This window comes from Nocardia sp. NPDC005825, from assembly GCF_040630175.1.
GTDB lineage: Bacteria > Actinomycetota > Actinomycetes > Mycobacteriales > Mycobacteriaceae > Nocardia.
In genome coordinates this window covers 154656-167729 of the sequence record NZ_JBEXXC010000010.1, presented here as the reverse complement: position 1 = coordinate 167729, position 13074 = coordinate 154656, and the positions used below count along the sequence as shown (strand labels likewise).

Genomic DNA, 13074 nt, shown 5'->3' with positions numbered 1-13074 from the left:
GCCCGGCGGTGAGCCGGAAACCGACACCGGCACGAGAGCCGGCTTATCCCCCCGACAGAACCGCTCCGCCGGATGATCACTCTGGCGTGACGCCGCACGAGACCGTCACGAAAGGGCGTACGTGGTAGCCACGAATACCCAGGACACCGCCGATTCGGCAGCAGCCGCCGACTCAGCAGACACCACCGCAGCACCCGCGGTCAAGAAGGCCGTAGCCAAGAAGGCTCCGGCCAAGAAGGCCGCTGCGAAGAAGGTCGCGGCCAAGAAGACCGCGGCCAAGAAGGCCACGAAGGCGACCGCCAAGAAGACGGCTGCCAAGAAGGCGTCGCCGAAGAAGGCGGCCGAGCCCGGTGCCGAGGGTGGCGAGGGCGACGAGGCCATCGACGACGAGTCGTTGGAACTCGACGACCTGGGTGACATCGAGCTCGACGAGGACGAGCTCGAGGACGAGGAGATCGTCGACGAGTCCGACGACGAGGAGGAGGGCGCGGCCGCCGCGCCCGCCACTGCCGCCGCCGAGGCCGAGGACTCCGAGGAGGCCGACGAGCCGTCCGCGAAGGACAAGGCGTCCGGTGACTTCGTCTGGGACGAAGAGGAATCCGAGGCGCTGCGCCAGGCCCGTAAGGACGCCGAGCTCACCGCTTCGGCCGACTCGGTCCGCGCCTACCTGAAGCAGATCGGTAAGGTCGCGCTGCTCAACGCCGAGGAGGAGGTCGAGCTCGCCAAGCGCATCGAGGCCGGCCTCTACGCCACGGAGAAGCTGCGCGAGTTCGCCGACAAGGGCGAGAAGCTGCCCGTGCAGTCGCGCCGCGATCTGCAGTGGATCATGCGTGACGGCAACCGCGCCAAGAACCACCTGCTGGAGGCCAACCTCCGCCTCGTGGTCTCGCTGGCCAAGCGCTACACCGGCCGCGGCATGGCGTTCCTGGACCTGATCCAGGAAGGCAACCTGGGTCTGATCCGCGCGGTCGAGAAGTTCGACTACACCAAGGGCTACAAGTTCTCGACGTACGCCACCTGGTGGATCCGGCAGGCCATCACCCGCGCCATGGCCGACCAGGCCCGCACCATCCGCATCCCCGTGCACATGGTCGAGGTCATCAACAAGCTCGGCCGCATCCAGCGCGAACTCCTCCAGGACCTGGGCCGCGAGCCCACCCCGGAAGAGCTCGCCAAGGAAATGGACATCACGCCGGAGAAGGTGCTGGAAATCCAGCAGTACGCGCGTGAGCCGATCTCCCTGGACCAGACCATCGGCGACGAGGGCGACTCCCAGCTCGGTGACTTCATCGAAGACTCCGAAGCCGTCGTCGCCGTCGACGCGGTCTCCTTCACGCTCCTCCAGGACCAGCTCCAGTCGGTCCTCGAGACGCTGTCCGAGCGCGAGGCCGGCGTCGTCCGTCTCCGCTTCGGCCTGACCGACGGTCAGCCCCGAACCCTGGACGAAATCGGCCAGGTCTACGGAGTCACCCGCGAACGCATCCGCCAGATCGAGTCCAAGACCATGTCGAAGCTGCGCCACCCCAGCCGCTCGCAGGTTTTGCGCGACTACCTGGATTAGCGATCACCCGAGTTCGGGCCGCTGAGCTTCTGCTCAGCGGCCCGAACTCGTATGAGGACCTACGCACACCGCTCCCAGCCCCGACGGGTATCGAGTGCTCAGAACCACAGAATCAACTGCGCAGCAATCGATTCCGTGCCACTCGAGCCTTCTCACGGCAGCCTCAGGGCAGTTTCGCCTCGGGTGCGAAGGCGGGGAGTTTCTCGAGGCTGCTGCGGACGGCTTCGGCGCCGTACTGGAACATCTGGCGCTCGTAGGTGTCGACCGCGTTGCGCAGATCGTGGCGGCCTTCGTCGGCCTCGATCAGGTAGCGGCGCAACAGGTCCGCGTCGCGTAGGGCGGTGTTCGCGCCGTTGCCTCCGGTCGGGGAGGTGGCGTGGATCGCGTCGCCGAGGAGCGTGACCGGTCCGGAGGGCCAGCGCTCGCCGGGCTCGACCACTCGGATCGAGAGCAGGGTGCTGTTGTCCGGGTCGGCCTGCTCGATCAGCGCGCGCAGGGTCGGGTGCCAGCCCTCCATCCTGGACAGCACGGCGTCCTGCGGGGTCAGCTCGTCGAGTGAACTGTTCGGCGGCAGGATCATTGCCCAGCGCACGTAGTCGGCGATGTCGGGGAGCGTGACTTCGGGGGCCAATTGCTCGGCGGCCTGCTTCGGCGGGGTGCGGAAGCGCATCGCGCCGAGCAGCAGGCTGACGCCGGCGCCGGCGATCTTGGAGCCGAAAGCCTTGGACAGGGTTGTGAATTCGTCGGTCAACGGGGTGCGGCCGATGACGAAGCGGACGCCGGTGTCGGTCGGGGTGGTGTGCGGCGACAGGACCCCGCGGACCGCGGAGGTGATGCCGTCCGCGCCGACGAGCAGGTCGGTGGTGGCCGGGTCGCGGCGGGCGAACCGGGCTCGGACCTTGCCGTCGGCCAGTACGTCGTAGCCGGTCAATGCGGCATCGGTGTGCACTGTGAGACCGGTCAGCAATAGGTGTCGCAGCACCTGCCGGTCGACGACGATGCCGGTACGGCCTGCGCCGAGCCTGCCGATCTCGTTGAGCCACGGGTCCAGGATCAGCTGTTCGGCGGAGGCGTCCATGACGATCTCGTCGAGCAGCGGGTGCCAGCTCGTCGGCAGGCAGGCGCGTACCGCCTGGAAACCGATCGGATCGAGTACGAGCCGGTAGCCCTGGAACCGCGCGACGATCCCCGGGTCTCGCTCGAACACGTCGGCTTCGATCCCAGCACCACGCAGACCCTGCGCGAGAGCCAGACCTCCCAGACCGGCTCCGATTACGGAAACTCGCATCACGCACCTCCCGGACAACGATACGAACTTAGTTCGTTATGTCGATCTAAGTTCTACAGAACGAACTAAGTTCGCGTCAAGCTATAGTGGCCGATGTGCCCGCCGATCCCCGCCAACGCCGCGCAGCCCGCCACGCCCAGCCCACAGCCGAGGCTGCCGTGTCGACGCCACGCAAGAAGCCCATCACCGTCGAACGGATCACCGACGCCGCCCTGCAGGTCGTCGCCACCGAGGGGTATGACGCGCTGACCATCCGCCGGGTCGCCGCCGCGCTCGGCACCGGTCCGTCGTCGCTCTACGCGCACATCGTCAACAAGGACGACATCGACGATCTGCTGATCGGCAGGCTGTACACCGAAGTCGTTCTCCCCGAACCGAATTCGGACACCTGGCGTGAGCAGTTGCTCGAGGTGTACACGCAGATCCGCGACCTGTACCTGAAGTACCCTGGAGTCTCGCGGGCCGCGCTGGCCACGGTGCCGACCAACCTGGAAACGCTGCGGGTCGGCGAAGGAATCCTGGCGATCCTGCTCGCGGGCGGCATCGAACCGAGAACCGCCGGATGGGCCCGCGACGCGCTGTCGCTCTACGTCAGCGCCTATGCGCTGGAACAGTCGCTGGTCCAGCAACGGCGCCGGCATCGGGAGCAGGAATGGGTACTCAGCCACGAGGAGCTGCTGGACCGCTTCACCGCACTGCCCGCCGATCGATTCCCGCAGACTCGACGCCATGCCGCCGAGCTGATCTCCGGCACCGGCCCCGACCGCTTCGAGTTCACCCTGGGCCTGATCGTGAACAATCTACGACCCGCGTCCAGTTGACCGGGGGCCACATGAACTCCCCTGAGCGCGCAATCAACATGCTGCTGGCAGTTCGGGTGGCGCTGGTACGTTCGATGGGGATTCAGCTGACTGGGGGGATGATGGCCGGCAAGCCTGTTACGACGCTGCACGACTATCAATTGGCGATGCCCAATCCGATGTGCAAGAGCGCTCCTGCTCAGGCCGCGGATCTGCTCCATCGAATCGGTGCTACCCGGATCGACACCGCTATCGCCGAGAAGCGGTGGTTCTCCGGGGAAGCGGTCAATAACTTCAGGTCCATCGATGAGTACGTAACCGCGTGGGGTGCACCGACTTCGGAGTGGAGCGACCGTGGCAGTGGCCGGGAGATCCGCTATGCCCGGTGGGATCTCTCCTTCTGGCCGGGATTGCAGGTCGAGTTCATGGAGCTTCATCGTGGCTTCAATATGTTCAGACAACTCGTTCGCAAGCCAGAGCCGGCACCACGGCGGATCGACTCCGTCGCCGATCTGACTCCATGGTCGTACACCGCGGGCGAGCTACGAGAATTCAGCATGGAACCGGTCGACTGCGTCGATGGATTCGGCGCGGTCGGAGACGTACTCTCTTTCACTGCAGCAGATTCCGACAGCGGGTGTCCGCGGAAGTACTTCGCCTATGTCGATTGGGGACTACTGCAGGCTGTCGAACCCGCGCCGGACTGGTACATCGCTGAGCACTGACTATCTCTATCGGGAAGGACAGGGCAATGAAGAGTGTGGCGATCGCGGCTGTGGCGGCGACCGTTCTGCTGGCCGGTCAGGGCGGTGTGGCCGAGGCGGATTCAGGGAGTGCGGAGCGGCTGGTGGGGCTGCTGGCGGAGCGGCTCGCTACCGCGGATACCGTCGCGGCGATCAAGTGGGAGGCCGCGGTTCGGGATGGGGGTGAGCCGGTGATCGATGATCCGGGGCGGGAGGCGGCGATTTATGACGCGATGGCTCAGGCGGGGGCGGAGCGGGGGTTGCCGGGGAGTCTGGTGCGGCAGGTGTTCGAGGGGCAGATCGAGGCCAACAAGATTGTGCAGCGGGGGTTGGTGACGGAGTGGCGGTATGGGCTGGTGGCGGCTCAGGTGCCGGGGACGGATCTTGCGGGGGTGCGGCCGGTGATCGACGGGCTCAATAATGCGATCCTCACTGAATTAGCCTCTGAGCGAGGGGAATTTGCTGCGCCTGATTGTCCGGAGCGGGTCGCGGCGGGAGTGGTCGGTGTCGCCGGGAGTAAGCGGCTCGACGCGTTGCATACGGCGGCGCTGGTGCGGGCGGCGACACCATTGTGCGGAGGCTGATCGTGCCGGGGACCTGCCGGGGATGCGGCCAGGAGGGCTGATCCGGGAGCGCGAGCCCACTCTCGGCTACTTCACAGCTTCGCCCGAGGTCGAGGCGTCGCGGGTCGCTCTACCGTTCGACATCGAACAGTGAGGACGACGAAAGAGGTCTGCGGTGAAACAGCATTCCGACGGTGGTCACGGACAGCACGAGCACGATCTCGGACTGGCCCACGACATGCGGGTGATGAATCGGCGGCGCGCGCTGTGGGCGGTCGGCGCTGCGGGGGTCGCGGCGGTGGCGGCGGGTTGTTCGCGGAATGCCGGAACGGAAGCATCGACGACGAGCAGCGCTACCACTTCGGCGGCGAGCGGCTCCGGCACGACGGCCGCCGCGCCGCAGGAAACGGCTGGCCCTTATCCGGGTGACGGCTCCAACGGACCGAACGTGCTGATCGAGTCCGGGGTGGTGCGGTCGGATATCACTGCCAGTTTCGGCTCGTATTCCGGTGTGGCCAAGGGTGTTCCGATGACGCTCACGCTGAATCTGAAAGACCTCACCAAGAGCGGGGCGGCTGGTGCGGACATGGCCGTGTACGTCTGGCACTGCGACCGCGACGGCAATTACTCGCTGTACAGCAGTGGAGTCACCGATCAGAACTATCTGCGCGGTGTGCAAGTGGCCGATGCGAACGGCGTCGTCACCTTCGCCTCGATCTTCCCCGCCTGCTACTCGGGCCGCTGGCCGCATATCCACTTCGAGGTCTACGACTCGCTGAGCAGCGCGGTGGCAGGCGAAAAAGCCCGCCTCACTTCACAGATCGCACTGCCGCAAGACGTCTGCACCTCGGTCTACGACTACGACTCCAACTACTCACGCAGCATCTCCAATATGAGCGGCGTGTCCCTGTCCTCCGACAATGTCTTCGGCGACGGCTGGGACGCCGAACTCGCGACGGTGACAGGCACTCCCGCCACGGGAATGAAGGTATCGCTCACGGTCGGTGTCGCCGCGAAATCGCAGAACACCCAGTCCGGCAATGGTTCCGGGCAACCGAGCCGCAGTGGATCCGGTCAGCCGCCGGGAAATGGCTCCGGACAGCAGGGAGGTCGGGGTCCCGGCGGCAACCCGCCGGATGGCGGTGTGGGCGGCCCGCCGCCGCGACCCTGAGGCGGATTCACTCCACTCGGCGAACCACGGTGGGATCGGCGGTCGCCAGAGCCTCGGCGATCGGAATCCCGGTGCGGTCGGCGAACCGCAAGCGCTCACGAACCTGCCGGGGCGTGCGCGGCCGAAAACCTGGGCCGGTACCGCAACACCCGCCATAGAACGTGAGCCCGGAATCGAGAACGGCGGCAAGCGCACGCCACCCAGCCCGATCGACCCGTCTCGGAACCTCGAGGTGTGGCCCCGCGTCAATAAGCGCCCCAGCACATCGGACACACCAGCCCGGCCCGATATCGATCGAGCCCTTATACGAAACCCGGCAGTGCACGCACACGCGGTGTGTCCGGCTCGGGTAGATGCACATGCCCGTAGCGTAGGCAGCCCGCATCCACCCGGTCGAACGATTTCCATTCTCATGCACCCGAGCCGTTCGTTGCCTCGGTCGAATCCAAGCGTCGAACGCACCGTGACCGAGCAGGTCAGTTCAGCGGGGTGTCCTCGTCCGAGATGCTGGGGAAGAGGTGGTCGAAGCCGATGGCGAAGGAGTTGTCGGTGGGGTCGACCATGAGGTTGAAGGTGTGGCCCCGGGTCATGCCCGAGTGGTTTTCGAGGCTGCATTCGGCGGTGAAAGTTTCGAAGGCGGGGCCGGTGATGCGGATTGTCAGGTCGGCCATGTCGGGGTTTTCGCCGCCGGGGCGGATCTCGTTGACGGAGAGGACTTCTCCGGTGCCGGGGACGCCGACTGCTTGGAATCGTCGCTCTGCTCGGCGCCATTCGTACGCGCTGGCGACCATGACCAGGCCGATCGGGAAGGTGAAGACGCCGGCGCACAGGCCGTCGGCCCAACCGTCGCCGGTCAGGCCGAGGACGGGGCCGAACAGCGTCAGGACCACGCCTGTGGCGTAGGCGAATACACCGGCATATGGGCCGATGAGTTCGACCTGTCTCGGTCCCTCGTTCTTGCTGTTCGCCATTTCAGTTGCAGCGTAGCGTGCGAGGTGCACTCGATCCCGATGTCGATCCGGCCGACCTCGACGACATCGGTTACCCGCGTTGAGAGGGTTCCGCTCGATGTCGGGGTACGCGGTTAGGGTGCCGGGTATGGGATACGAGTTTCAGGTCGTCGTGGACTGTTCCGATCCGCATACACAGGCCGATTGGTGGGCCGAGGCGCTCGGGTGGGAGGTCGAGCCGCAGGATGAGGGGTTCATCCGGAGCATGGTCGAGCAGGGGCATGCGAGCGGGGACGAGACCACCACGCATCAGGGGAAACTCGTGTGGAAGGTCGGTGGGGCGATCCGGCATCCGGAGCGGCCTCGGGTGTTGTTTCAGCTTGTGCCCGAGTCGAAGTCGGTGAAGAACCGGCTGCACTTGGATATTCGGGTCGGTGACGAGAAGCGGGCGGCGGAGGTCGAGCGACTGATCGGGATGGGCGCGAAGGTGTTGCACGAGGGGCGGCAGGGGCCGTTCGCGTGGGTGACGATGGCCGATCCCGAGGGCAACGAATTCTGCGTGGCCTGAGCCGCCACTGGTTACCATCGAGATCGATTCTTCCCGTGGCAGTTGATGTTCCAGGAGGCTGATCGATGTTCGGAACCAGATGCGCGGTGGTCGCGGTGGCGGGCGCCGCGACGATGATGCTGGGCTCGGGCCCGGCCGGCGCCGCCCCGGAAGACGAGTTCATCACGCTGAATTCGGTGGTGACGTCATCGCCCGACGGCCTGCACGCCACCGGAACCTACCTGTGCGACGGCGTAATCGGCTACCTCGACGTCACCGCGCAGATGGCGACCAGCGGCAGCGGCACGATTCAACTGACCAGCTCCCCACCGGGAGTGACCCTGCAATGCACGGGTCGGATCGAGACCTGGTCCGTTACGTTGAAGCCGACCAATGGGCTGCCGGTGCTGGTGCCGTACACCGAAGGCACCGGCAAAGCCCAACTGAACCGGAAGTATTGGAAGACCGATTCCGGTCAGGTGGCCCTCCACCTCTGATGCGCGTCGCTCAGGCGCGCAGCAGTGGACGTCCTTCGAGCGCGGCGGCCCAGAGCTTGTCCGAGGCGTCTTCGGCGCCGCCGTCCAGGAGTTCGGGCGCGAGAATGTCCGCCGCCGCACCCGGGTCGGAGTAGTCGCCACCGGCCACGCGTAGGCGGCGGGCGTTCAGAGCCTCGACGAATGCGATGTCGCCCCGGTCCCAGGCTTCGAGCCAGGCGCCCGCGGATGCGGCACCGTGCACGACGAGCATTCCCATGTCGGACAGTTCCGTCAGCAGCAGGCCCTCGACGGTGAGTGTCCCTCCGATGAACAGATTGCTGTCCATGAGGCACATCAGGTGCTGCGCGGTGACCGAGCCGGTGACATACAGCGGCGTGTTGACGTCGGCGTTGAGGAATCGCAGCGGGCCGTTGACGGTCAGGTCGCCGTCGATGACGTAGACGGTGTCCGGCGCGAGCCCGGGGTCGTTCCCGATCGACAGCGGCCCATCGATGGTGAGGTCACCCTCGTGAACGAAGAAGAACTCCGGCTCGTCCCCGAAGATCTCGTCGAGGTCTTCCACCCGGTCGTCGCTGGCCTCGCCGATGTCGTAGCGTTCCGCCGCCTCGTCGATGGGCACCGATTCCCAACGCGTGCACCACTGTTCGAAAGACACCCGATTCCTCGCGATCTGCCTGGTCCTGAATGCTGTGCGGCACAGCAAAACCCATGCGGCGAGTCTCGCACACGTCGGCCTGTTCCGCTTCAGCGACTGCGCCAGCCGGGGACGCCGATGAACAGGTACAAGATCTGGCGTTCCAATGCTGTGGTGACGTTGTCCAGTTCGCGTTCGGTGGCCTCGGCCTCGAGGCTGAGGGACAAGGCTTCGAGCATGCTGTCGACACCGTTCACGACGGTGCTCATCAAAAGGTTGGCGAGCATCTCGACGTCGCGGACACGCCACGAGCTGATCGGTTCGAAACGGGCCAGATAGGTTGCCATCTGGCTGGTTTGGAGGCGGATCTGCGCGCGGATCTCGCGGCGCAGGATGGGATGGCTGGCTGCGCGCTGGCGGGCAATGAAGCCCAGGTGGGCGCTGTCCAGGGTGACGACCGCCCGCAGCGCGGAGATGCCCGTGGAGATGACCTCGGTCAGCGAGGTCGGGTTCGCGTCCGTCATGTCGACGAGGATCGCGCGCAGCCGGCGGAAGGACTCTTCGACGATGGCCAGGCCGAGATCGTCGAGGGATTGGAAGTAGCGGTAGAAGGCGGAGGGGGCCACGCCGGCGACCTGCGCCATTTGCCGCAGGCTCAGCGCGTCGAAGCTGGAGCCGTCCTCGGTCAGCTTCAGCGCGGCGTCGATCAAGGCTTGCCGGGTGTGCTCGCGGCGTTCCCGCTGTGTTCGCCTGGATCGCGTAGCTGTCGATTCAGAAACGGATCGATCGTTCTCTGTGTCGGTGGCCACGAACGGATCGTACGCCTTGACTAGGCATGACCCCCTCCCTACCTTAGTGAACATTCGTTCCGTTTCTTTCCTGGAGGAATCATGGCGGCCTCTCGACCAGCAATTTTCCGATGGCGACTCGGCGCGATGATCGCCGCCGGTTTGGCCTGCACGGCGGTGACGGCACCGTCCGCGGGGGCCGATTCGGAGTTCGCGTCCACCCCGGCGACGTGCGCGGCGGCGGGCTGGGTGGGGGCGTGGTCCGCGCCGCCGGGCGGCGCGCAGCGGTTCATTCAGGTCGACGCGCACCGCCCGCTGCTCGTGGGCGACAGCTACCCGTTGACCGTGCCGCGCCCCATCGCCGACGAGACCTTGCGCATGATCGTGGTGCCGCAGTCCTCGGGTTCGGCGGTGCGCATCCACCTGAGCAATCGCTACGGCGTCGTCCCGGTGACGTTCCGGGACGTGCGGGTCGGCCGACAGTTGTCCGGCGCCGACCTGGTCCCGGGCTCGAACACGCCGCTGACCTTCTCCGGCGCGGGCGAAGTGACCGTGGCTCCGGGCCAGGACGCGGTCAGCGACCCGGTGGCGTTGCAGGTGCACCCGTTCGAGCATCTCGCGGTGAGCTTCCATGTGCCGAACGTCCCGGCGCTCGAGCCGACCTATCACTGGGTCGCCAACCACACGTCGTACCTCTCGCGGCCGCTCAGCGGTGATCATGCCGGCGAGGAGGCGGGCGCCGCGTTCCCCGATCAGACGAATTCGGTGTACTACGTCGACGGCGTCGACGTCTTCGCCCCGGCCGGGTCGTCGGCCGTCGTGGTGCTCGGAGACTCGTTCACCGACAGTCCCGCGACCGCGTTCGACCACGATCACCGCTGGCCGGACTTCCTCACCCGCAGGCTGCAGTCCGGCCCGGACGGCAGCACCCTGTCCGTGGTCGACGCGTCCCTGCCGTTCAATTTCACCGGCCTCGGCCACCCGAATCTCGTCGGCCCCGACCTGGTCGGCATCGGCGGCCCCAGCGGACTGGACCGGTTCGACACCGATGTCGCCGCGGTGCCCGGCGCGCGGGCCGTGATCGTCATGCTCGGCATGAACGACCTCGCGTTCGGCGTCTCCCCCGCTGACGTCATCGCCGCCTACCGCGGCATCATCGACAAAGCGCACGGCAAGGGCTTGAAGGTCATCGGCGCCACGCTCACCCCCACGCAGGATGCCCGTTTCCCGGCGACCAGCTACGGGCTGTCGAGCATCATCGCGAATCGCCACGAGGTGAACGACTTCATCAGGAACAGTGGGCAATTCGACGAGGTCCTCGACTTCGACGCCGCGGTCTCCGATCCCACTCGCCCCGACCATTGGGCGCCCGGCCTGTCCCCCGACACCGACAATGTGCATCCGAACGACCTCGGTTCGCAGCGCGAGGCCGAGTCCATCGATCTGGCCCGGTTGACCGGCCTGACCGCCTGCCGGTAGTCACGACCGGCCCGCGCGAAACAGACCGCGCAGGTTCGGCGGATCAGGCCCGGGCACACGCGCATACTCGAAGCGACGCAGGGAGTTTCGATGGATCGCGCCGCACCCGTATGCATTGTCGGAGCAGGGCAGACCGGGATTCTGGCGGCCGCCGCCTTGCGGGACCTCGGGTTCGAGAACATCGTCGTCCGGGAGGCCGGGGACCAGCTGGGCGGGTACAGCCAGAACGTCGAGGTGGACGGGGAAATCTATGATTTCCAAGCGCATCTCGTCGCGCAGCAGGATTTCGGCGCGGATATGGCGGGCACCGCCGTCGACGAATTGATGGCCCGGCATCCACTCGAGACACAAGCCGAGGCACTGCACTTCGTTTCCCGATCACGGTCCGGGAAGCCGCGGATGGCGGTGCCGCCGCATTTCGTTCCGCTCCTGCAGAGCTTGTCGCCCGAGCAGGCCGCAGATCAGCTGGTCGAGGCGTGGACCATTGTCGAGCGGGCGGTTCGCGCGAGGACGGGGCCCGGGCTGGACGGTTTGGCATATGACCGGGTGCCGGGCGAGACGTGGGAGTCCTACCGGGCCCGGCATGCCCCGCTGGTCGGAGAAGTTCTGCAGGGACTCATGATCTACGCGAACATGCGCCGCCCGCGTCAGCCCGCCGACACCGTCATCAATGCCAACGCGCACATCTGCGGGCATGTGTCGCAGCTGGCGAAGATGCTGCTGGCCCTGTATCCGGAGCACCGGACCGCGCTGCTCGCGCGAATGCCCGAATCACTGATAGCGCAGATGAATTCGGCCAAACCGATCAGTCTCAGCTTCCCGAGCGGATTCCGGAGCTTCCTGCGGCGCATCGCCGAGGACAATCGCCTCGATATCGCGCTCGGCAATAGGGTCACCGGAATCGAACCCCTTCGCCCCGGCGAAGTCCTGGTCACGCACATCTTGGACGGCACCGAGCGATCCGACATCTACAACCGGGTCATCATCACCGTCCGTCCTCCCCAGATCCGGCAGCTCTTCCCCACCGGCGAATTCCACGCCTTGTTCTCCGAACGGAATTGTCCGCCGGCCTGGACCCGCAGCTACCTCATCCGCACCGATCACGAGCCCCTCGTCTTCCCCCGCCACCCCGATTCCCCGGAGCCCCTGGGCTTCTGGCTGATCGACCCCTACGGCAGCTACACCGACACCGACCCCGCCCAATCCCTGCACCGCATCACCGCCGTCAACAAACAGCACCCCGGCCCCTACTGGGTCTGCTTCAGCAATTCCGACCTCTCGATCTCCGCCGCCGAAGCCTGGGCCCTGGCCAAGGACAGCCTGTTCCTGTTCCCCGCACCGGAACTCATCACCGAGACCATCGCAGAATGGCCCGCCTACCCGAGCGCCGAAGCGATCCGCGAAGGCTGGCTCGACCGTGTCGGCGCGATCCAAGGCCGCGACGGCATCTACGTCCTCGGTGAAATCCTGTCCGGCCCCACCCTCGAATGCATCAGCGACCACGTCCGCACCATGATCCCCGCATGGTTCGCGGCCCGATCACTGCTGCGGTGAGCCTTTCGTCCATGCCCACGCGGCGATTCGCCACCCGTCGGCGAGCCGGCGCAGCGCGACGGTGAACCGGGCGCCGGTCTGGGTGATCCGGGTGCCGTTCAGGTCGAAGGTCATCGTGGCGGGCACGACCAGGTAGGCGGCGTCGCCGGTGACCTCGTCGTGCAGGGGGTCGCCGATCGTGACGTGGTAACCGGACGCGCCCAGGTGCGCGCTCTCGGCGAGCACGTCGCGGTACCAGTCGGCGGCCGCGGTGGGGCCCAGCCAGCGGTGGGGCGCCATGCCGTCGAGGATCGAGCCGTCGGGGGTGAAGGCCGCCGACATGGCCACGGGGTCCGCGGCGTTGAACGCGTCCAGATAGGTCTGGACCGTGTGCAGCGGGGTGTGGGTCACGAGGCCTCGAGCCCGAGCACCGTCGCGGCCGGTCGCGACCAGTCCCGGGTGTCGGGCATCGACGTGACTCCAATCTTCTGATCCGCTGAATCGCAAGATGGAACGCAAA

General features: G+C 66.5%; 14 protein-coding genes. 9 read left to right on the top strand and 5 right to left on the bottom strand.

Features of this window, described 5'->3' with window-relative positions:
* Positions 1-121 precede the first annotated feature (121 nt).
* Complete coding sequence (locus ABZ382_RS25915; RefSeq protein WP_357093683.1) at positions 122-1561, top strand: RNA polymerase sigma factor; 1440 nt, start codon at positions 122-124, stop codon at positions 1559-1561.
* A 163-nt stretch (positions 1562-1724) separates the two neighbouring features.
* On the opposite strand, the gene ABZ382_RS25910 is transcribed toward ABZ382_RS25915, so the two are convergent.
* The gene (locus ABZ382_RS25910) at positions 1725-2849 is read right to left on the bottom strand and encodes an FAD-dependent monooxygenase (protein ID WP_357093680.1); all 1125 of its coding nucleotides are present in this window, start codon (positions 2847-2849) and stop codon (positions 1725-1727) included.
* Between the two features lie 95 nt (positions 2850-2944).
* Here ABZ382_RS25910 and ABZ382_RS25905 point away from each other — a divergent pair, with 95 nt between their 5' ends.
* The 4 genes from ABZ382_RS25905 (at position 2945) to ABZ382_RS25890 (ending at position 6126) form a co-directional block, all read left to right on the top strand.
* Positions 2945-3670 (top strand): TetR/AcrR family transcriptional regulator, encoded by a 726-nt coding sequence (locus tag ABZ382_RS25905; protein ID WP_357093677.1) that lies wholly within the window; start codon positions 2945-2947, stop codon positions 3668-3670.
* Positions 3671-3681: 11 nt separating this feature from the next.
* On the top strand, positions 3682-4374 hold the full coding sequence (locus ABZ382_RS25900) for a hypothetical protein (RefSeq protein WP_357093675.1): 693 nt from the start codon (positions 3682-3684) through the stop codon (positions 4372-4374).
* A 26-nt stretch (positions 4375-4400) separates the two neighbouring features.
* A complete protein-coding gene (locus tag ABZ382_RS25895; protein ID WP_357093672.1) occupies positions 4401-4976 on the top strand; it encodes a chorismate mutase in 576 nt (191 codons plus the stop codon).
* Positions 4977-5193: 217 nt separating this feature from the next.
* Entirely contained in the window at positions 5194-6126 is a 933-nt protein-coding gene (locus ABZ382_RS25890; protein ID WP_357094098.1) for a dioxygenase, read from the top strand.
* A 476-nt stretch (positions 6127-6602) separates the two neighbouring features.
* Here ABZ382_RS25890 and ABZ382_RS25885 read toward each other — a convergent pair whose 3' ends face one another.
* Complete coding sequence (locus ABZ382_RS25885) at positions 6603-7097, bottom strand: hypothetical protein (RefSeq protein ID WP_357093670.1); 495 nt, start codon at positions 7095-7097, stop codon at positions 6603-6605.
* A gap of 127 nt (positions 7098-7224) precedes the next feature.
* Here ABZ382_RS25885 and ABZ382_RS25880 point away from each other — a divergent pair, with 127 nt between their 5' ends.
* Together ABZ382_RS25880 and ABZ382_RS25875 are read left to right on the top strand one after the other, a co-directional pair.
* On the top strand, positions 7225-7644 hold the full coding sequence (locus tag ABZ382_RS25880) for a VOC family protein (RefSeq protein WP_357094096.1): 420 nt from the start codon (positions 7225-7227) through the stop codon (positions 7642-7644).
* Between the two features lie 65 nt (positions 7645-7709).
* On the top strand, positions 7710-8120 hold the full coding sequence (locus ABZ382_RS25875) for a hypothetical protein (RefSeq protein ID WP_357093667.1): 411 nt from the start codon (positions 7710-7712) through the stop codon (positions 8118-8120).
* Between the two features lie 10 nt (positions 8121-8130).
* Here ABZ382_RS25875 and ABZ382_RS25870 read toward each other — a convergent pair whose 3' ends face one another.
* Both ABZ382_RS25870 and ABZ382_RS25865 read right to left on the bottom strand, forming a co-directional pair.
* Positions 8131-8775: a hypothetical protein gene (locus ABZ382_RS25870; RefSeq protein WP_357093665.1), complete on the bottom strand. Its 645-nt coding sequence runs from the start codon at positions 8773-8775 to the stop codon at positions 8131-8133.
* Between the two features lie 89 nt (positions 8776-8864).
* Positions 8865-9464: a TetR/AcrR family transcriptional regulator gene (locus ABZ382_RS25865; protein WP_357093662.1), complete on the bottom strand. Its 600-nt coding sequence runs from the start codon at positions 9462-9464 to the stop codon at positions 8865-8867.
* A gap of 180 nt (positions 9465-9644) precedes the next feature.
* On the opposite strand from ABZ382_RS25865, the gene ABZ382_RS25860 reads away from it, so the two are divergent.
* On the top strand, positions 9645-11021 hold the full coding sequence (locus ABZ382_RS25860) for a GDSL-type esterase/lipase family protein (RefSeq protein WP_357093659.1): 1377 nt from the start codon (positions 9645-9647) through the stop codon (positions 11019-11021).
* A gap of 90 nt (positions 11022-11111) precedes the next feature.
* Positions 11112-12575: an FAD-dependent oxidoreductase gene (locus tag ABZ382_RS25855; protein WP_357093657.1), complete on the top strand. Its 1464-nt coding sequence runs from the start codon at positions 11112-11114 to the stop codon at positions 12573-12575.
* On the opposite strand, the gene ABZ382_RS25850 is transcribed toward ABZ382_RS25855, so the two are convergent.
* Positions 12561-12965, bottom strand: coding sequence for a nuclear transport factor 2 family protein (locus ABZ382_RS25850; protein WP_357093654.1), 405 nt, complete (start codon positions 12963-12965; stop codon positions 12561-12563). The genes ABZ382_RS25855 and ABZ382_RS25850 overlap by 15 nt on opposite strands.
* Between the last annotated feature and the right edge of the window lie 109 nt (positions 12966-13074).